The sequence below is a fragment of the Mycobacterium sp. P4_H6 genome (genome assembly GCF_056400845.1).
In genome coordinates this window covers 1-19255 of the sequence record NZ_JBFUKN010000081.1, presented here as the reverse complement: position 1 = coordinate 19255, position 19255 = coordinate 1, and the positions used below count along the sequence as shown (strand labels likewise).

The following is a 19255-nucleotide window of genomic DNA, read 5'->3' as shown; positions in this document are numbered from 1 at the left end:
GCACTCGACGTTTCCCTTCCGGAATACAGTTTCGGCGCTATTCGGGCTTGCTCCGGTTCTTCTTGGACAGCCGGAAGTCCGGCGGGAACTTGCTGTCGTTGTCGTTGACGGCGGCCGACAAGCCGGAGTCGATCGACTCGAACATGTCCAGGTCGTCCTCGCTGTCGTTGGCGACGCCGTTGCCCATCGACTCGAAAAAGGCGCTCAGCAGGCTGCCCATGTACTCGCCCTGATGCTGTTTGAAGATCTCGAAGAACATCTTCTGCTGAAACACGGTGTCCACCGGACGGTTCCGGGTACAGGCCTGTGCGTACTTCTGCGTCTCGGCTTCCAGCTGATCGCGGGCCACCACCTTGTTCAGGAAGTTGCAGTCATACATCTCCGCGGCGGTGAACGGACGCCCGGTGAACACCATCTCCTGGAACTTGCGCAAGCCCATCATCTGCACCCAGGTCCACATCCGCGGGCCCCAGCCGTGATAGCGGAACGACGGGTGACCGAACAGCGCGTCGTCGCTGGAGATCACCAGATCGGCATCGGCGCACTGGTAGAAGTGCCAGCCGTAGCAATAGCCCTTGGCCTCGACGATGCTGATCTTCTTGAAATCCTGGAGCGCGCGGTTGCCGGCCTGCGAGTTGGCGTACCACGAGCTGATGGTCGCCCCGTTGCGGAACGTCCCCTTGGGCGGGTAGGTGACCTCACCGACCCCGTCGTCCTCCAGCCGCAGTTCGGCCAGCCGGGCCGCCGGATTGTCGTTGCCCTCCATGAATTCCGGCAGATCCGCACCGCTGCCGAGGTTGTCGCCCACACCGCGGATGATCACCACCTTCACATCGTTGTCGGTGTTGGCCGCCCGCAGGATGTCGGCATAGCGCAACCGTGCCATCGATGTCGGCGCGTTGAGGAACTCCGGCCGGTCGAACGTGATGGTCGCGATCTTGGTCTTCGGATCCTTCTCGTAGCGGATGATCTCTTCGGGGGACGGACGATCCGCCATCAGCGGGCTCCTCTGCAGCAGTGATGGATGGGGTTCAACTCAGGGCCGGGACGGCGGCACCGGACGGCGTGCGGGTCAGCACCCGAGGTCCGTCGGCGCCGATGACGACGGCGTCCCGGGTGAACACGGCCCCGACGCCCTCCTCCCAGACGTATGCGGTCAGCGCGAGAACCACGCCGTCCTCCAGCACGTCGTGTTCGGCGGTGGCCCGCAGATGGGGCGTCACGACGGGCGGATCGAACCCCAGACCGAGGCCATGCGCCACCGGCATGGCCGGCAGTCGTTCACCGGCCTGCTCGTAGGCCGCCAGCAGGGCGCTGGTCGTGTTCCCCGGCCGGCAGGCATCGATCAGTCTGTCCCACAGCTCATCTCGTCGGCGGTACAGCGAGCGCGCCGCGTCGGTCGGTTCGCCGACATAGTAGGTGCGGGCCACCTCACCGACATAGCCGTCGGCGAGCACCCCGGCGGACAGCGCCACCAGATCACCCTCGCGCACCCGGCCGTCGACACGGTCGCGCCGCCACGGATGCTCCTTCGAGGTCACCCACGCGGCATCCTGGGTCGCCGGTGTGCTCACCCCTCCGGCGGCCTCGCCTTCGAGGATCACCCCGGCGAGGTGCTGTTCGGTCGTGCCAGGGTTCAGCTCGGCCGCCCCTTTGGCCAGCCCCTGCTCGGCGACGGTCAGCGCACGGCGCAGGGCGGTGAGCTCCTCGGGGGTCTTGACCCGCCGGGCGGCCCGCATCGCCGGCTCGGCGTCGACCAGTTCGGCGTTCGGGAACACCATCGGCAGCAGCTTGGCGAACATCGGTGTCAGCGCGTCGGTCCCGACCCGCCGCGCGGTGTCGGCACCCTTCATCTTCTGCATGATGGCGACCAGAGTCATCGGGTTCCAGGCGAAACCGTAGAGATTCTCGTGCGGGATCTCCTCGGGGATGCCCTCATCCCAGGTGCTGTTCAGATGGATCTCACCGGTCTCGCGGACGTACGAGCAGATCGGCCCGAACGGTCTGGTTCCCACCACCCACAATTGGGGCGCACCGGAGATGTAGCGGACATTGGCCTGCCGTCCCAGCACCAGGATGTCCAGGTCATGGGCTTCCATCTGGGCTATGGCACGCTCCCTGCGGCTGACCCGCAGCGCCCGGCCGTCGGCCTCGATCTCAGTTCCCACCGGACACCTCGAAGGGGTCGTAGGGGTAAGCGGTCAGCGGCATCCAGCCGTCCTCGGTGACCACCACGATCTCCTCCCCGCGGTAACCGCCGGTCCCGTCCTCCCACACCACTGGTTCGAACACCAGCAACATGCCGGCCGGGAACACGAAGTTGTCATCCCACTGCTGTCCGAGATCGGTTCCGATCATCGGCATCTCGGCGGCGCTGGTGCCGATGCCGTGGCCCAGGTAGAAGTGCGGCAGCCACGGTTTCTGCCCACCGGCGGCCTCTGTTGCCGCACGCCCGAGGTCACCGCAGCTGGCACCGGCCTTGGTCACCGAGAGCACCGCGTCGACGATCTGGCGCCACTTGTCGAACTGCTGCTGCTGGCGCGGCGTGGGATCCTCGCCGACGATCCAGGTGCGCCCGTGGTCCGAACAGTAGCCGTGATAGGCAATCGACACGTCGGTCCACAGCACATCGCCGCGGGCGACCTCACGTTCGGTGGTCAGCAGCGGGAGCGCCAGATCGCCGGTGGTGGTCCAGGTGCCTTCGGCCTTCGAGGCCGGCATCACCTGCCAGATGGAGTCGAACATGTTGGTGGTGGCGCCGAGCTCGAAAGTGCGACGGACGAATTCGGCAGACAGGTCGATCTGGCGTACCCCGGGTGACAGTGACTTCTGGATCTCGGAGACGGCCTGCTCGGTGATCTGCGTCGCCCGGCGCAGGCACGAGATCTGGTCGATGGTCTTGACCAGTTTGGCCGCGCCGACCACCGGAGCGGCATCGACCGGGGGTCGGGGAAACAGCCGATTACCGGCCCTGCGCATCGATCCGGTCAGCTCGTCGACACCGACGGTGGCATCGGTCGGCAACAGCCCGGCCAGGATGCCGGCGAACTGCTCGACGCCCTCGTCGAATTCGAGGTAGACCGGGCCCTTCAGGTGGTCGTCGGGCAGCCCGGATTCGCTCACGGAACCCTCGCGGAACGGCAGGAACAGATGCGGGTGCACGTCGCCGGCGATCACGACCGCCACCGGCCGCTCGATGTGGGACAGCCCGGCGTCGGCCAACGGCCAGCTGATTCCGGTGGCATACATGACGTTGCTGTTGCCCAGCAGCACCAGGGCATCAATGCCCTGCTCGGCCATCGCGGCCTGCAGCCGCGCCGAGACCTCGCGGCGCATCCGGGTGAGGTCGGGCTCGTCGGGAACGTCGAGCCAGCTCAATCCGGTCCGGGCGATCTGGGTCACGCCGGAACGAGTCGAGGTCGTCATGCCGGTGCCAGGCCCAGGAACTTCTGGATGTTGGTCGAGACGATCTTGGTGGCGTTCTCCGGGCCGACCGCCTCGATGACGGTGGCCAGCGATTTCTCGGAGTAGCCGAACGTGGACTCGTTGTGCGGGTAGTCGCTGGACCACATCACGTTGTCCACGCCGATCTCGTCGATCAGCCGCAGCCCCAGCGGATCCACCATGAACGACGCACTCATGTGGTTGTCCCAGTAGTGCCGGATCTCGTGCTGCAGTTCGTGATTGAACATGTGCCGGTAGGACGCCAGCATGTGCTCGCCGTCCTGCAGCGCCGTCGGCACCCAGGCGATACCGCCCTCGAACCAGCCGATCTTGAGCTTGGGGTGGCGGTCCAGGATGCCGGAGAACAGGTACTTGGCGAACTGCTCACGGAACGAGTCGACGTTGACCATCATCCCGACGACGACGCTGTTGTTCTCACACGGCGTCTTGGGGGGCGTCTCGCCGATATGGTGGCTGACCGGCAGGCCGGCGTCCTCGATCTCGTCCCACACCGCGTCCAGCGCGGCGCCGCCGTAGTCGTAGATGTTGCCGTCGTCATCCTTGCCCGGATTCAGCGGCAGCAGGAAGGTCTTGAGCCCCAGCGCCTTCAGCTCGGCGATCGTACTGCGGGTGCCCTTGGGGTCCCACCAATTGATCAATCCGACGCCGTAGAAGTGCCCATTGGAGCGCTCCTGCAGGTCGGCGATGTGCTCGTTGTAGATCCGGAAAACCCGCTCACGCAACGACTTATCCGGGTAGTGGAAAAGGGCGAGGACGGCATTCGGGAACGCGAGTTCCTTGTCGATGCCGTCTTCCTTGAGCTCTCGGATGCGGGCCTCGATGTTGTTCGACGCGGCACCGGCCAGATCGTCGTATTGCATGAGGACCCGGCCGAAGTCGCCGCCCGTCCAGGCCTTGCCCTTCATGCCGACCATGTAGGCGCCGTCCTCGTACCAGATGCGCGGCGCGGCACCCTTGAGCTCCTCGGGGAAGCGCTCGTAGAAGATGTCGTCGGCGACCGAGATGTGGTTGTCGGCCGAGAAGATCTCGGTGCCTACCGGGAGCCCGGCAAGGCTGTCCGTCGAGGCGTGGCCGTGCCGGTCTTTGGGTGCGCCGAAACCTTCGGGTGGGTAGAGACTCGGCGATTTGGGTGTTGCGGTGGTCATGTCCGTCTCCAATGGGGCTGTGGGAAGGGAGTTCGGTGGGCTTACCAGCTCACCGGGAGTTCGTAGACGCCATAGGCGAGGCGGTCGTGCTTGAAGGGCACCTGATCGAAGGGAATCGCCAGGCGCATGGTCGGGATGCGCCGCAGCAGGGTGTGGAACACGATCTGCAGTTCGGCGCGCGCGAGCTGCTGACCCACGCACTGGTGGCGTCCGTACCCGAAGCCCAGCTGCTGGCCTGCGTCACGGCGCAGGTCCAGCTTGTCGGGCTCGGGGTAGGTCTTGGCATCCCAGTTGGCCGGGGCCAGGTCGATGATGACGCCTTCGCCGGCCTTGATGGTCTCGCCACTGATCTCGATGTCCTCGATGGCGACGCGGCGCTGGCCGTTCTGGATGATCGACAGGTAGCGCATCAGCTCCTCGGTGGCGTTGGCGATGACCTTGGGGTCCTCGGCATTGCGCAGGAAGTCGGCCTGTTCGGGGTTCTCCAGCAGCGCCAGCACGCCGATGCCGATCACGTTGGCGGTGGTTTCGTGGCCGGCGATCAGCAGGCCGGTACCCAGCTGGGCGGCTTCCTTGACGCTGATCTCGCCGGCGTTCACCCGTTCGGCCAGATCGGACACGGCGTCCTCGGCCGGGTTGGCCTGCTTCTTCTCGATCAGGTTGATCAGGTACTGGTGCAGGCTCATCGCGCCCTTCTGCATGGCGTCCGCCGCGGCGTAGCGGGCCAGCCCGGCGTTGGCGTGCTCCTGGAAGAACTCGTGATCTTCGTATGGCACACCGAGCATCTCGCTGATCACGACCGTCGGCACCGGCAGCGCCAGCTTGTCGACGATATCGGCGGGCTGGGGGCCGGCCAGGATCTCGTCGATGCACTCGTCGGTGATCTTCTGGATGACCGGGCGCAGACCTTCGACGCGGCGGAAGGTGAACGGCTTGGACAGCATCCGCCGGAAGCGGGTGTGCTCCTCGGCGTCGGCGGTGAACACCGAACGCGGGCGCTTCTCGACGGTGGAGAGCATGTGCTCGTTCCAGTGCGGGAAGCCCTCGCGGCGGTCGTCGACGCTGATCCGTGCATCCGAGAAGAGCGCACGGGCCTCTTCGTGTCCGGTGATCAGCCACGGGGTGTCACCGTTCCAGATCCGCACCCGGGAAAGCCCTTTGGCATTGTTGAGCATCTGCCGCGGCGGCGCGAAGGGGCAGGACGCCTCCCGCTCCATCGGGTATTCCGGGATGTCGGTTTCGGTCAGCGTTTCAGACATGGGTCCTCAGTCTTGGATGTCGATGGCTAGGGCTGGGCAGGCCGCCGCGGCGGCACGGGCATTGTCGTACTGGTCCGGGCCGGGCTCGGGGTCGAGCAACTCGACGACTCCGTCCTCGTCGCGCTGGTCGAACACGTCCATCGCGTTCAGCACACACTGGCCCGATGAGACGCATTTGTCCTGATCGACAGTCACTTTCATGCGGACTGCCCCGTCACCGGGGCCAGCCACAGGCCGACGATCGCGTCGATGAGCCCGGAACCGGCGGCACTCCACGAGCGGCCCGACGCGACGGAGCCCGCGGTGAGTGCCCGCTCGCGGTCGGCGCAACTGTGCATCAACAGGTTTCGGGCCATGATGTTGCGTTCGTAGCGCACGACGACGGGCAGGTCGGGAAGGCACCGGTTGATCCCGTCGATGACCTGCACCAGCGAGGCCGAACTCAGGGCGTCCTTGACCACGATCCCGTGGTAGGCCGGGTCCGTCATGGCCTGCGCGGCGAAACGCGCATACCAGGTGGGGTTGCCCAGCTCCTCGAGGTGATCGGTCAGCGGACGCACCAGGCAGGCCACCCACCCCCGCAGGTCGGTGTGCTCGTCGGTATCGGCGACGAGGCGCTGCCGGAGTTCCTCGATCGGCCGGCGGTGGCGCTGTTCGATGGCGCGCACCAGGTCGGTCTTGGTGCCGAAGTGGTACCCGACGGCGGCGTTGTTCCCTTGTCCGGCAGCCTCACTGACCTGACGGTTGGATACGGCGAAGACGCCGTGTTCGGCGTAGAGCCGTTCGGCGGCGGTCAGGATGGCCTCGCGGGTGGTGCTCGCCCGGTCGGTACGCAGGGGTCTGGCTGCGGTCACCGTTACAGTCAACGCTGCTCCTGTAATTAAGTCAAGCGATTGATTTAATGGGCCGATCGCCCACCGCCCGCGCTCGGCGGGACTACGGTTGGTGGCGGGAAATCAGCCGATGCGCACCAGAAACCGTCGTCTCGCGGTTCAGGGTTTCTCTTTCCGGACCAGCACCTTGCCCGCCACCGTCCCACCGTCGATCGGCAGCACCGTGCCGGTGACGTAGCGCGATTTGTCGGTGGCGAAATACAGTGCCGCCTCGGCGACATCGTCGACGGTGCCCTCGCGTTTCAGCGGCCGGTCATTGCGCATCTGGGCGCGGATCTTGGCCTCGAACTCCTCGAGGTGCTCCCGGTCCTCGCCGGCCGCACTCTTGCGCACGATGGCGGTCCGGATATTGCCGGGCGCGATGGCGTTCACCCGGATCTCGTGGTGCGCCAACTCGATGGCCACCGACTTGGTGAACTGGATGACGGCGGCCTTGGATGCACGGTAGGTCTGCACTCCCCCGCCGGCCTGGATACCGCCGATGGAGGTGAGGTTGATGATCGACCCGCCGCCGGTCTCGGCCATATGGCGGGCGGCGTCCCGGGTGCCTGCCATGACCGCGCGCAGGTTGATCCGCATGACGGCGTCGAAGTCGGCGAGGTCGTCGTCGAGGAATCTGCGGTGCATCGTGCCGGAGATACCGGCGTTGTTCACCATCACGTGCAGGCCGCCGAACTCCCCGACGGCGGTGTCCACCAGCGCGGCGACCTGGCTCAGGTCGGTGACATCGCTGGTGAGAAATCGTGCCGCCGAACCCAACTCGTCGGCCACCGCCTTTCCGCGTTCGGCGTCCACGTCGCCGAAGACGACCTGCGCGCCCTCGGCGGCGAACCGGCGCACCAGGCCCTCACCGAGCCCGGATGCTCCTCCGGTGATGACGGCGACTTTGCCGGCCAATTCGCTCATTGCACGCCTTTCAGAAAGTCCAGCAGCAGCCCGTTCACGATGTCGGGCGCCTCGATGTGTGGGCAGTGACCAGCGCCCGGCACGACCGCCGACCGCCCGTCCGGGATCTGCCCGGCGATCCCGGCGGCCCAGCCCGCGGGCAGCAGTTTGTCAGCAGCGCCTTCGATGACCAGCACCGACACCGCGATGCGGTCATAGGCCCGGACACTGGACGGGGTGGGTGGCGACTCCAGACCGGGACGGCGAAATCGTGCGGCGGCCAAAGATTCCCAGGCTCCGGGCGTGACGCTGGAGTCATAGCGCCGCTGCACGTAGGCGTCATCGCCCGGGTAGGCCGGGTCGGCGAACAGCGCGGTCACGATGGCACGCATCGCCTCGAACGTCGCGTCGTAGTCGTAGAGCGCACCGACGTGCTCGTTGCGCTGGATATCCCCGCCACCGCAGATGGCGGTCAGCGAGCGCACGGGCAGCACCGGCTTGTCCGATGTGGTGTCGACGAGCAGATTGATCGCACCCATCGAGTTGCCCACGAAGTGGGCCGCACTCACCCCGAGAACCTCGCAGAACCGGGCGATGTGGCGGATCCGCATACCGCGGCCGTCGGTGAAATCGATGACCTTCGCGGACTCGCCGAATCCCAGCATGTCCGGTGCCAGCACCCGGTACTGCCGGGCGAGGGCACCGATGGTGTTCTCCCAGGCGATCTCGGCGCCGCCGCCGAATTCACCGCCGTGCAACAACACCACCGGGTCACCGGTGCCGGCCTCCAGGTAACTGGTGTCCAGCCCGTCGACGCTGATCCTCTTGCGGTCGAAGCTCATTTGATCGCGATCGGGCTGACGGGGGCTCCGACGGCACCGACGACCTTCAGCGGCGGAGCGATCAGCTGGAACTCGTACACCCCGTCGGCCGCGCAGTCGGCGGCCAGGCCGCCCAGATCCCAGTACTCGCCGAACATCAGGCCCATATCGCGCAGGCACAGCATGTGCATCGGCAGGAACGTGCCCTCGACGCCGTTCGCGGGATCGGGATCCTCCACCATCAGATTGTCGGCGGCCACCGCGGCGACATCGTGGTCGTGCAGCCAGGACGCGCACGTCCAGTCCAGACCGGAGCCGGCCTCGTGTCCGTCGCCGGTGGACAGGAAACGCGTCCACCAGCCGGTGTGTACGACGACGATGTCGCCGCCGCGGATCTCGACGCCCTGCTTGGCGGCGATATCGTCCAGTTCGGCCGGTGTGATCGGGTTACCGGGCTCGCAGAAGACGTCGGCGCCCCGATGGGCCACCACGTCGAGCAGCACTCCGCGTGAGGTGATGCCCTTGACGTCCACCTTGTCGATACCGCAGTGGTAGGCACCGAAACTGGTCACCGAGTCCGCCGGGAAACCGTTGTACAGCTTGTCCTCGTAGTAGACGTGCGACAGTGCGTCCCACTGGGTGGCCGCCTGCAGCGACATGGTGATCATGTCGTCGTTGAACCGGAACGGATTGTCGACGAAGAATGAACTGAGTTCCTGCGCGACGGAGTTGCGGGCCCATTCCGGCGCGTACTTGACCAGGGTCTCGGCATCGCCGCCGTCGACCGTCATCACGTGGATCGGGTTGAAGCGGAACTTGAACGCGCCCTGCGGCCCGTTGGCACCGAAGTCACCGCCCAAGGAGATGACGGTGCCCTTCTTGACCGTCGCCGCAGCCTCGGCCACCTTGTCGGCGGTGATGAGGTTCAGGGTGCCGAGTTCGTCGTCGTCGCCCCACCGCCCCCAGTTGCGCACGTCATCGGCGACGCGGCGAAAATCTTTCATGGTGGCCACTATTCGGATACCTCCAGTGTCGCGGCGATCTTACCGGCGACACTGCCGCCATCCACCCAGATCACCTGTCCCGATATGTAACTGGCTGCCGGGCTGTTCAGGAATGCCAGCACCGACGCCTGCTCGTCGGGTCCACAGACATGACCGAGCAGGGTGGGGAACGAGTCGAGGTAGTTCTCGCCGTACGCCGATCGCAGTTGATCGAGGATCGGTGTCTCGGTGACGCCCGGTCCGGTGCAGTTGATCCGGATGCCGCGGGCACCCAGATCCAGTGCGCGGGTCATGCCGTAGAGGATGATCGCCTCCTTCGACAGCCGGTAGCCGCCGTCGGCGAGCGCCTCCGGGTTCGCCTCACACCAGGAAATACCCTCTGCCATGGAGGTTGTCGCGAGCAGCCCGGCGGTGACTGCGGAGTTCGCGAGGTAGTTGGCCGCGGCGAGCGAGGACACGTTGGCGATCGCCGAGCCGGCGGGCATCTGCGGCAGCAGGGCCTCGGTGAAGTGCCTCGTGCCGAGGAAGTTGATGGTCACCACCAGCAGCGGCTTGCCGATCCCCGAGGACACCCCTGCGACGTTGAACAGCGCGTCGACCGGACCGTCGATGGCCGCCACCGCGGCGTCGATCGACGCAGTGTCGGCGAAGTCCACGTCGATGAAATCCGCCGGGCCGGCCTGCGGTGTGCGCAGATCGAGTCCGGTGACGTGCGCTCCGAGATCGGCCAACTGCGTGGCGAGATGCGCGCCGATACCCGACGCGCATCCCGTCACCACAACCCGGCGCCCGTCATAGCGCCAGCGGTCGTCGCCCATGTCTATTGGGCAGCCTCGCGCTGATCCTTCTCCAGCTGGGCCGCCTTGACCCGGCCCTCATTGATCTCGGCCATCGCCTCGGGGATCTCACCTGCGGTGAACTTGCCGCCCCGGCCGGTGGGCAGGCCGCCGAAGGAGTAGGTCTCGTCGAACATCGGCGTGTTCGACGGCTGGCGGCGGGCCTCGACCTTCTCGATCACCGGCGCCAGTCGCTTGGCCTTGTCCGCCACGGCCTTTGCGTCCCGCTCGATGAACTCGGGCAGGATCTCCTTGCCCATGATCTCGATGGACTCCATGGTGCCCTCGTGGCTGCGCGGGTTGAGCAACAGGATGATCTCGTCGACACCGCTGGCCTCATAACCGCGCAGGAACTCGCGCACGGTGTCCGGCGACCCGATGGCGCCGCGACCCGGGCCGTAGGCCAGCGTCGGATCCTCCTTGACCGCCTCCTGGTAGAGGTCCCAGACGCCGGTGCGCCCGGGGGTGTGCATCCCGGTCAGGTAGTAGTGCATGATGCCGAACGAGAAGAACCCGCCACCGGTACCGAGGCGCTTGAGGGCCTCCTCCTCGGTCTTGGCCACCATCATCGACAGGTCGCCGCCGATGGCCAGGATGTTGGGGTTGATGGCCGGCGTCACCGGCGCTCCCTCTTCCTCGAACGTCTTGTAGTAGCCGTCGACCCGGTCCTTGAGCGCCTCGGGCCCGGTGTAGGCGAAACTCAGTGCGCCGATGGCTTTCTGGGCCGCCATCTGCACCGAGGACGGCCGGGTGCAGGCCACCCAGACCGGGGGGTGTGGGCTCTGCAGCGGCTTGGGGATGACGTTGCGGGCCGGCATCTCCACGTGTTCGCCCTTGAAGCCGGTGAACGGCGCCTCGGTCATACAGCGGATCGAGACCTCGAGGGCCTCTTCCCACATGGTGCGCTTGTCGGCGGGATCGATGTCGAAGCCCCCCAGTTCGGCCACCGAGGAACCCTCACCGGTGCCGAACTCCACCCGGCCGTTGGACAGGTGGTCCAGGGTGGCCACCCGCTCGGCTATGCGAGCGGGATGGTTGATCGGCGGTGGCAGGTGCATCACGCCGAAGCCGAGCCGGATGTCCTTGGTGCGCTGGCTCGCCGCAGCCAGGAACATCTCCGGCGCGGTGGAGTGGCAGTACTCCTCCAGGAAATGGTGCTCGGTGAGCCAGACCGTGGAGAACCCCGCCTTGTCGGCTGCCTCGACCTCGTCCAGCCCGTGCTGGAACAGCTGGTGCTCGTCATCCTCCGACCACGGCCGCGGCAGCGGGAATTCGTAGAACAGCGAGATCTTCATGCGGTTACCTCTCTATTGGAGTTCTCAGATATGTGTTGTGCCGCAACGTAGCCGAACGTCATGGCGGGTCCGATGGTGGCGCCGGCACCGGCGTAGCTGCGGCCCATCACCGCAGCCGAGGTGTTACCCGTGGCGTACAGGCCGGCGATGACACTGCCGTCCTCGCGCAGCACCCTGGCGTGTTCGTCGGTCAGCAGTCCGCCCGAAGTGCCCAGGTCGCCGAGAATGATCTGGAAGGCCAGGTAGGGCGGTTTGCCCAGGGGCGCGAGGTTGGGGTTGGGCAGGGTGGGGTCGCCGTAATAGTTGTCATAGGCACTGTCGCCGCGGTTGAAGTCGTCATCGTGGCCCTGGCGGGCCAGATCGTTGAACCGGGTTGCGGTGTTGCGTAATTCGGCCGGCGGCACCCCGATCTTGGTGGCCAGTTCCTCGAAGCTGCCCGCCGTCGCCACGATGCCCGAGTCCAGCCAGGCCTGCGGTATCTTGCGTCCGGTCGGTACCGGCGCGAAGGGCACCTTCGGGATCGGCAGATGGCCACCGACGACGTAGCGGTGGAAGGAGTCGATGTCGGTGACCAGCCAGCAGGGCACGTGGTCGATGCCCGATTGCTGCCCCTCGATCATGGCGTGCGCGAAGTCCATGTAGGGCGCGGCCTCGTTGATGAAGCGCTTGCCCGCCCCGTTGACGACGAACTGGGCAGGCATCATGCGCTCGTTGAGCATGAACTGCAGCCGGCCGTCCGGCCAGCACATCGCCGGGAACCACCAGGCCTCGTCGAGCAGTTCGGTGGCGGCACCGACCTTCTCCCCCGCCCGGATACCGTCACCGGTGGCAGCCGGGTTGCCGAAGCTCCAATCCTGCTCCAGCAGCGGAAGATACTGGCGGCGCCATTCCATATCGTGGTCGAAACCGCCGGTGGCCAGCACCACACCGCCGCGGGCGGCGATCCGCATCGGCTTTCCGTCGCGCTCGACGACGGCACCGACGACCCGGCCGTCCACATCGGTGATGAGTTCGGTCATCGGGGCCGACAACCACAGCGGGATGTCGTGCTCCTGCAGGGCCAGCCGCATCCGGGCCATCAGCGACTGTCCGATCGCGGCCATCCGGTCCCCGAACACCCGGGCCCGGAACATCCGCCAGATCAGCTTCACCAGCACCGCCTTGCCCCGCCAGTTCTGCCGGACCTGATAGAACAGCCGCAGGTCCTTGGGCGCGAACCAGATTCCCTTCGGGGCGAGCGCCAGCGGGGCCAGCAGATTCTGCTCCTCGGCGCCCAGCTTGCGCAGGTCGATCTCGGGGACGTTGATGGTGCTGCCCCGTTCGGATCCGCCGGGTAGCTCCGGGTAGTAGTCGGCATAGCCGGGCTTCCAGACGAATTCGAACCAGTCGCTGGAGCGCTCCAGGAAGTCCATCATCTCCGGTGCGGCGTCGACATAGGCACGCAGCCGGTCGTCGCTGACCAGCCCGCCGGTGATGGTCTTGAGATAGTCGAAGACGCCATCGGGATTGGGGTGATAGCCGGCACGTCGCTGAGACGGTGCACCGGGTACCCAGATGCCGCCGCCGGACAGCGCGGTCGAACCGCCGAACTTCGGTGACTTCTCCACGATCAGGGTGGACAGCCCGGCCGCGTCGGCCTTCAGCGCGGCGGTCATGCCGCCGCCGCCGGAGCCGATGACCAGAACGTCGACGGTGTGGTCGTAGGGGGTGCTCACTGGGGTACCGCCGTCCGAATCGCGAATCCCGCGATCAGCTCTGGAGCAGCGCGGTAGTAGCGCTGCTGCGTCTGGTAGTTGCCCCGGGCTGCCATCGCGGCGAAGGCCGCCACCCAGGTGCGGATCTCGTGGGCCGAATTGCCGGCCTCACGGGCGATCCATTCGTTGGTCCAGCCGTCCACTTCGGCCAGCCGGTTGGTGTCGATCAGATCGAGCAGTGCGTGATCCCAGTCCGGGTTCAGTGGCTGCAGCGGGCTCTGTCCGTGGGCGAAGTCATGCGCGGCGGCGATCACCGCCTCCTGCCGGGCCGCTCGTCCCTCCGGGGACATCGGCGCCCCGCCGACGATCCGGGCCAGCGCCGCCGGCGGCGCGGTGGCCAGCGTCGGCACCGGCGGATCGTGGGACAACCCACCGGATCCCACGATCAGCACCCGTTTGCCCAGGGTGCCCAGATACACACCGATCGCGGCACCGAGGGCACGGGTGCGTTTCAGCGGGCCGAGCGGGGTGGCCACCGAGTTGATGAACACCGGGATGACCGGTCGCGAGGCCGCATCGCCGAACAGCACTTCCAGTGGCTGCACGGTGCCGTGGTCGACCTCCATGGCCGCCGACAGCGCTACGTCGACACCTGAATCCCATGCCGCGGCAGCCATCCCGTCGGCCACCGCCGCCGGGACATCGAGAGGTCCGGCGTAGGTGCCGTAGTCCCCGACACCGGTGGCGGCGCTACCGATGCAGAACGGCGGCATCAGCCGGTAGAAGAAGCCGTTGTAGTGATCCGGGGAGAAGATGACGACGAGCTCGGGATCGAAATCCGCCACGAACGCGCGAGCGTGCGCGAGCTGGGCGTTGATGTCCTCGAGCAGCTCCTCCGACGGCCCCGGCAGGTTAAGCAGGGGGCTGTGCGACATGCAGCACAGGGCGATGTGGGACAAGGGATTCACCTCCCGCGGTGAGACAGAGGACGTCGAAGAGTCTTGCGCTGGTCTCGTCGGACAACTGGGCCAGACAGGCTGCCGCGATGCACCGATCCGGCCGGATGAACAGCACGGACTCGGCATGCGCGTCGAAGAACTTCTTCAGCGCCCCGGTGCGGTCCCCCACGATGGTGACGTCGGGGTCGTCATGGCCCTTCCAGTGCAGCTGGGTGTTCGGCCGGGCCTCGATGAGGTTCGCGCCCAGCCGTTTCCAGCGCGCGAAGGTGACGTCGCCGAGCAGTGCGCGCGGATTGTTGTTCCACGCCAGCACCGCGAACCCGGTACCGAGCACCTCGTCGAGCAGGATGTTGGGGGTGTCGCGGGTGTCCACGTGGGGCTGGATGAACAGCGTGCCCGTCGGTGGTACCGCCGATGACGACTCGGTGTGTACCACCGCCCCGGTGTCGTAGCGCGGCATCGGCTTGAACCGCATCTCCAGCACGTAGCGCTTGAGCGTCGGAACCACCGAGGCGGCGCGGATCACCTTGTCCCGCACCGTCGCGATGCGCGGGTTGGTCGGCGAGATGACCCGGCCCACCAGGGTGGACAGGTCGATCATGGCGCGTGCGTGCTTGCGGCGCTCGGCGTCGTAGCTGTCCAGCAGTCCGTCGGCGGCATCGCCGTTGACCACCGCGGCGAGCTTCCAGCCGAGGTTCGCCGCATCGCGGATCCCGCTGTTGTAGCCCTGGCCCTGCCAGACCGGCATCAGGTGGGCGGCATCCCCGCCCAGCAGCATGCGACCGGCGCGAAAGGCGCCGGCGATCCGGGAGTGATGGGTGTAGACCCGGTGCCGGATGATGTCGACCCGGTCGGGGTGCGGCACGAACGGCGCCAGCATGCGCGCGATGAACTCGGGCTTCTCGACCTGCTCGTCGGTCTCGTCAGCGTGAATCATGAACTCGAAGCGCCGGATTCCGTGCGCGATCGAGATGGACGCATACGGCCGGTGCGGGTCGGCACCGACCTCGCTGTTGGGGTGCCCGAGCGGGTCGGAGGCAAGGTCGACGACCAGCCAGCGCGTCGCCGACGTGGTGCCTTCGAACGAGACTCCCATCAGGCGGCGGGTGGCGCTGCGCCCACCGTCGCAGCCGATCACGTACTGCGCGCGCAGGCTGACCGGATCGCCGGAGGCCATCAGGTCGGCGCTGACACCGTCGTCGTCGGCGACGCAGTTCTCCATCCGGGTGCCCCACCGCACCTCGACGTGGTCGAAACGTTCGAGTCCGCGCAGCAATTCGGCGTCGACGAGCGGCTGGACGAACCCGTTGCGCTTGGGCCACCCGAATCGGGCGTCCGGCGGTGCCATCTCGGCGAGCAGGCGGCGCTTGCCGTCGAAGAAACGCAGGATCTGGTTCGGCACGGTATGCGGCAGGATCTGCTCGACGAGACCGATCGACTGGAAGGTGCGCAACGACTCGTCATCGAGTCCCACCCCGCGCGGGTAGTCGATCAGGGTGTCGCGTTCCTCAAGAATGACGGTCCGAACACCCTGGAGGCCAAGGATGTTCGCCAGTGTGAGCCCGACGGGTCCGGCGCCGACGATCAGGACGTCGACCTCTTCGGTGGCGCGGCGGGCGGTCATGACCTGCCCAGCAGGAAGTCGATGTGCAGCCGGTCGAAGGTCTTGGCGTCCTCGTACTGCGGCCAATGTCCGCAGCCGGGCATGACCTCGAAGCGCGCACCCGGGATCATCTCCGAGATGCGCCTGCCCTCGCTGACGTCCGCGGTCGGATCGTCACTGGTCCACAGCACCAGGGTGGGCGCCGTGATGGCGCCGTACTCGGCGGGCCCGAGCAGGTTGCGGGCCCGGATCTCGGGATCCTGCAGCGCCATGATGTCGCTCATCGCGGAGACGAAACCTGGCTGCTGATACACCTTCTGGCGGCTGGCGACGATATCGTCGTAACCCTTGGACTTGTCTGCCATCAGCCATTTGATCCGGGCCTGCACGGTGTCCCAGTCCGGGTTCTCGGCGGCGGCCATGGACAGCGTGATGATGCGCTTCATGACTTCGGGATCGGCCTGTGACCCACCCGCGGTGTTGAGCACCAGTCGTTCGATGCGCTCGGGGTGATCGGAGGCCGCGCGGGCGGCCACCCAGCCGCCCAGCGATTCTCCGGACAGGTGCACCGTGTCGGCCCCGATGGTGTCGAACACCGCCAGCAGGTGATCGACGTAGTGCGCGACCTCGAGCGGATGTCCGGGTTTGTCGGTGTAGCCGTGGCCGAGCATGTCGATGGACCAGGTGGAGAAGTGCTCGGCGTGCGCCTCCAGGTTGCGCACGTAGGCCTCGGCGTGCCCGCCCGAACCGTGCAGCAGCACCAGGGTCGGCTTGCCTGCGTCACCGGCATGCAGATAGCGGGTGCGCACGCCCCGCGCGTCGAGGTAGCCCTGGGTGAACGAAACGCCCTGGAGATCACTCCAGACGCTTTCGTGGACGGACATCCCGCTCCTCACCGATTCCGCTGTAACGGAAATCTGATTCTCGTAATTGAGCAATCATGTGTGCTAATATCGAACACCAATGTGCACTATCTATAGAGCATCACTCTCACGATGACGTCTGTCAAGGGACTCGGCCCAAGCTCAGAGCCGCAGACAGCCGCAGCAACCCCCGCGCGTCCGGCGGCCGGTTCACAGACTCTGGCCAGGGGACTTTCCGCGCTACAGGCGGTATCCAGTGCGCCCACGGGTGTCACCGCCGCCGAGGTCGCCGACTTCGTCGGCGTGCACCGCACGATCGCCTACCGTCTGCTCAGCACCCTGGCTCAGGCCCGGTTCATCACGAAGGGCTCCGACGGCAAATACCGGCCGGCGGCAGCACTCGCGGTACTCGGCGCATCCTTCGACAACAACGTGCGCCAACTCAGCGTCCCCACGCTGCGCATGCTCGCCGATGACCTGGGCACCACGGTGTCGCTTCTGGTCGCCGAGGGCGATCAACAGGTCGCCATCGCCGTCATCGTGCCGACGCTGGTCTTCTACCAGTTGTCGTTCCACGAAGGCAGCCGCCATCCGCTGGAACGCGGTGCGGCGGGGGTGGCGCTGCTGGCCAGCATGCCACCGCGGCCGGGCGAGCGTGACCTGGTCCGGCAGGCGCGCGAGCAGGGCTGGGTCATCACCCACGGTGAGATCGAACCGGACACCTACGGCCTGGCCGTCCCCGTCCGTCGCCGCGCCCCGTCCCCACCGACCTGTATCAACCTCATCTCCCACCGTGAGGACGTCGTGCTCAACGGCCGCGAGGCGGTGGTCCGCGCGGCCCGGCAACTCTCCGACATCCTCAGCTGACAGGAAGGACTGTGGCAGTGTCCGATTCAGAGAATCACTGGCATACCGACGTCGACGTCGTCGTCCTCGGCACCGGCGGCGCCGGACTGGCCGCGGCGCTCACCGCCGCCACCAACGGCGCCAGTGTCGCGGTGTACGAGAAGGCCGCCACCGTGGGCGGCACCACCGCAGTATCCGGCGGCATCACCTGGATACCCGCCCACGACCGGCTTGCCGGCGCCGAACTGTCGGTCGACGATGCGCTGAAATACCTTGAGGCGCAGTCCCTGGGCGCCATGGACCGGGAACTGGTCGAGACGTTCGTGCGGACCGGCCCGGCCATGCTGGACTATCTGGAGCAGCACAGCGATTTGCGGTTCGAGATCGCCGAGGGCTTCCCCGACTACAAACCCGAACTGCCCGGCGGGCGTCCCGGCGGCGGCCGGTCGCTCAACGCCAAACCGTTCGATCTGGCCACCCTGGGCGCATGGCACGACCGCATCACGGCCTTCCCGCTGGACTTCAGCAATGTCGGTATCGACGCCGAGACCAAGGCGCGCATCCACGCGACGGTGGACGACTCGCTGGCCGAACCGTGCGTCGCCGGCACCGCACTGGTCGCGGGACTGCTCAAAGGCCTGCTGGACCTCGGCGTCGCCCCGGTCACCGAGGCGCGCGCCGTCGAACTGATCGGATCGGCCGAGGGCATCACCGGCGTGCGGATCAATCACGACGGCAAGGACATCCAGGTCCGCGCCCGGCGCGGGGTGATCCTGGGCACCGGCGGATTCGAGTGGGATCCCCAGCTTGTCGAGGCCTACCTGCGCGGCCCGATGCGCGGTGCGGTCTCCCCGCCCAACAACACCGGCGACGGCCTGCGGATGGCCATGGCGCACGGCGCCGATCTGGCGAACATGGGCGAGGCCTGGTGGGTGCCCATCGTGCAGATCCCCGGGGACACCCTGGGCGGCCGTCCTCGCAGCCGCAGCGTCCGGTTGGAACGGACCCGTCCCCGCAGCATCATCGTCAACCGGGCAGGCAAACGCTTCCTCAACGAGGCCGGCGAGTACAACTCGATGGCCGGACCGTTCCATCACCTGGACCCCAGGGCCGGTTACCTCAACGATCCGGCCTGGATCGTGTTCGACGCGCAGCACCTCAAGCGCTACGGGTTCCTCGGTGTCGATCCCGACGGGCCTGCGCCGGACTGGTTCCACGAATCCGCCACCCTGGATGACCTGGGCGCCAAACTCGGCATCGACCCCGAAGGCCTCACCCGGACCGTCGACGCCTGGAACGCCAACGTCGCCGACGAGACCGATCCCGACTTCGGCCGTGGCGCAAGCGCATACGACGGGTACTGGGGTGACCCCTCGGCGGCGACCCCGGCACTACAGACGTTGGGTCCACTGGACACCGCCCCGTTCTACGCCGTGCCGGTGGCCGTCGGCGCGATGGGTACCAAGGGCGGCCCGCGCACCGACCGCGACGGGCGGGTGCTGCATGTCAGCGGGAAGGTCATCCCCGGGCTGTTCGCCGCGGGCAACGCGATGGCCGGGGTGACCGGCAAGGCCTACGGCGGCGCGGGCGGCACGCTGGGCCCGGCCATGACCTTCGGCTATCGCAGCGGTTACGCCGCCGCGACCGGCCAGTCCGCCCCTACCCCCGAGTGATTTCGGCGTGATTG

General features: G+C 67.1%; 18 protein-coding genes. 2 read left to right on the top strand and 16 right to left on the bottom strand.

Features of this window, described 5'->3' with window-relative positions:
- Positions 1-37: 37 nt before the first annotated feature.
- The 16 genes from AC1DTF_RS25505 to AC1DTF_RS25430 all read right to left on the bottom strand — a co-directional run bounded on the left by AC1DTF_RS25505 (position 38) and on the right by AC1DTF_RS25430 (position 16743).
- On the bottom strand, positions 38-997 hold the full coding sequence (locus AC1DTF_RS25505) for an enoyl-CoA hydratase/isomerase family protein (RefSeq protein ID WP_477476094.1): 960 nt from the start codon (positions 995-997) through the stop codon (positions 38-40).
- Between the two features lie 34 nt (positions 998-1031).
- Positions 1032-2168: a M24 family metallopeptidase gene (locus tag AC1DTF_RS25500; RefSeq protein WP_477476093.1), complete on the bottom strand. Its 1137-nt coding sequence runs from the start codon at positions 2166-2168 to the stop codon at positions 1032-1034.
- The gene (locus AC1DTF_RS25495; protein WP_477476092.1) at positions 2158-3426 is read right to left on the bottom strand and encodes a M24 family metallopeptidase; all 1269 of its coding nucleotides are present in this window, start codon (positions 3424-3426) and stop codon (positions 2158-2160) included. Before AC1DTF_RS25495 ends, AC1DTF_RS25500 begins: the two co-directional genes overlap by 11 nt.
- Positions 3423-4610, bottom strand: coding sequence for an amidohydrolase family protein (locus tag AC1DTF_RS25490; RefSeq protein WP_477476091.1), 1188 nt, complete (start codon positions 4608-4610; stop codon positions 3423-3425). The genes AC1DTF_RS25495 and AC1DTF_RS25490 overlap by 4 nt, the downstream gene beginning before the upstream one ends.
- Before the next feature lie 41 nt (positions 4611-4651).
- Positions 4652-5869, bottom strand: a complete 1218-nt coding sequence (locus tag AC1DTF_RS25485) for a cytochrome P450 (protein ID WP_057167286.1) — start codon at positions 5867-5869, stop codon at positions 4652-4654.
- 6 nt (positions 5870-5875) lie between these two features.
- Positions 5876-6070, bottom strand: a complete 195-nt coding sequence (locus AC1DTF_RS25480) for a ferredoxin (RefSeq protein WP_057167354.1) — start codon at positions 6068-6070, stop codon at positions 5876-5878.
- Positions 6067-6735 (bottom strand): TetR/AcrR family transcriptional regulator, encoded by a 669-nt coding sequence (locus tag AC1DTF_RS25475; RefSeq protein WP_442928717.1) that lies wholly within the window; start codon positions 6733-6735, stop codon positions 6067-6069. Before AC1DTF_RS25475 ends, AC1DTF_RS25480 begins: the two co-directional genes overlap by 4 nt.
- 126 nt (positions 6736-6861) lie before the next feature.
- A complete protein-coding gene (locus AC1DTF_RS25470; RefSeq protein WP_057167288.1) occupies positions 6862-7668 on the bottom strand; it encodes an SDR family NAD(P)-dependent oxidoreductase in 807 nt (268 codons plus the stop codon).
- Complete coding sequence (locus AC1DTF_RS25465; RefSeq protein ID WP_477476090.1) at positions 7665-8489, bottom strand: alpha/beta fold hydrolase; 825 nt, start codon at positions 8487-8489, stop codon at positions 7665-7667. The genes AC1DTF_RS25470 and AC1DTF_RS25465 overlap by 4 nt, the downstream gene beginning before the upstream one ends.
- The gene (locus AC1DTF_RS25460) at positions 8486-9472 is read right to left on the bottom strand and encodes a cyclase family protein (protein WP_057167355.1); all 987 of its coding nucleotides are present in this window, start codon (positions 9470-9472) and stop codon (positions 8486-8488) included. The genes AC1DTF_RS25465 and AC1DTF_RS25460 overlap by 4 nt, the downstream gene beginning before the upstream one ends.
- Before the next feature lie 8 nt (positions 9473-9480).
- Positions 9481-10290 carry a coniferyl-alcohol dehydrogenase gene (locus AC1DTF_RS25455; RefSeq protein WP_477476089.1) on the bottom strand — a complete coding sequence of 270 codons (810 nt, stop codon included), beginning with the start codon at positions 10288-10290 and terminating at the stop codon, positions 9481-9483.
- A 2-nt stretch (positions 10291-10292) separates the two neighbouring features.
- Positions 10293-11603 carry an LLM class flavin-dependent oxidoreductase gene (locus AC1DTF_RS25450; protein WP_057167291.1) on the bottom strand — a complete coding sequence of 437 codons (1311 nt, stop codon included), beginning with the start codon at positions 11601-11603 and terminating at the stop codon, positions 10293-10295.
- A complete protein-coding gene (locus AC1DTF_RS25445) occupies positions 11600-13318 on the bottom strand; it encodes an FAD-binding protein (RefSeq protein ID WP_477476088.1) in 1719 nt (572 codons plus the stop codon). Before AC1DTF_RS25445 ends, AC1DTF_RS25450 begins: the two co-directional genes overlap by 4 nt.
- Positions 13315-14232, bottom strand: a complete 918-nt coding sequence (locus AC1DTF_RS25440) for a 3-carboxyethylcatechol 2,3-dioxygenase (RefSeq protein WP_477476087.1) — start codon at positions 14230-14232, stop codon at positions 13315-13317. Before AC1DTF_RS25440 ends, AC1DTF_RS25445 begins: the two co-directional genes overlap by 4 nt.
- The gene (locus AC1DTF_RS25435) at positions 14210-15880 is read right to left on the bottom strand and encodes a bifunctional 3-(3-hydroxy-phenyl)propionate/3-hydroxycinnamic acid hydroxylase (RefSeq protein WP_477476086.1); all 1671 of its coding nucleotides are present in this window, start codon (positions 15878-15880) and stop codon (positions 14210-14212) included. Before AC1DTF_RS25435 ends, AC1DTF_RS25440 begins: the two co-directional genes overlap by 23 nt.
- A complete protein-coding gene (locus tag AC1DTF_RS25430; protein ID WP_477476085.1) occupies positions 15877-16743 on the bottom strand; it encodes an alpha/beta fold hydrolase in 867 nt (288 codons plus the stop codon). The genes AC1DTF_RS25435 and AC1DTF_RS25430 overlap by 4 nt, the downstream gene beginning before the upstream one ends.
- A gap of 111 nt (positions 16744-16854) precedes the next feature.
- Here AC1DTF_RS25430 and AC1DTF_RS25425 point away from each other — a divergent pair, with 111 nt between their 5' ends.
- Both AC1DTF_RS25425 and AC1DTF_RS25420 read left to right on the top strand, forming a co-directional pair.
- Positions 16855-17589: an IclR family transcriptional regulator gene (locus tag AC1DTF_RS25425; RefSeq protein ID WP_477476084.1), complete on the top strand. Its 735-nt coding sequence runs from the start codon at positions 16855-16857 to the stop codon at positions 17587-17589.
- Between the two features lie 17 nt (positions 17590-17606).
- On the top strand, positions 17607-19241 hold the full coding sequence (locus AC1DTF_RS25420) for an FAD-dependent oxidoreductase (protein WP_477476083.1): 1635 nt from the start codon (positions 17607-17609) through the stop codon (positions 19239-19241).
- Positions 19242-19255: the final 14 nt, after the last annotated feature.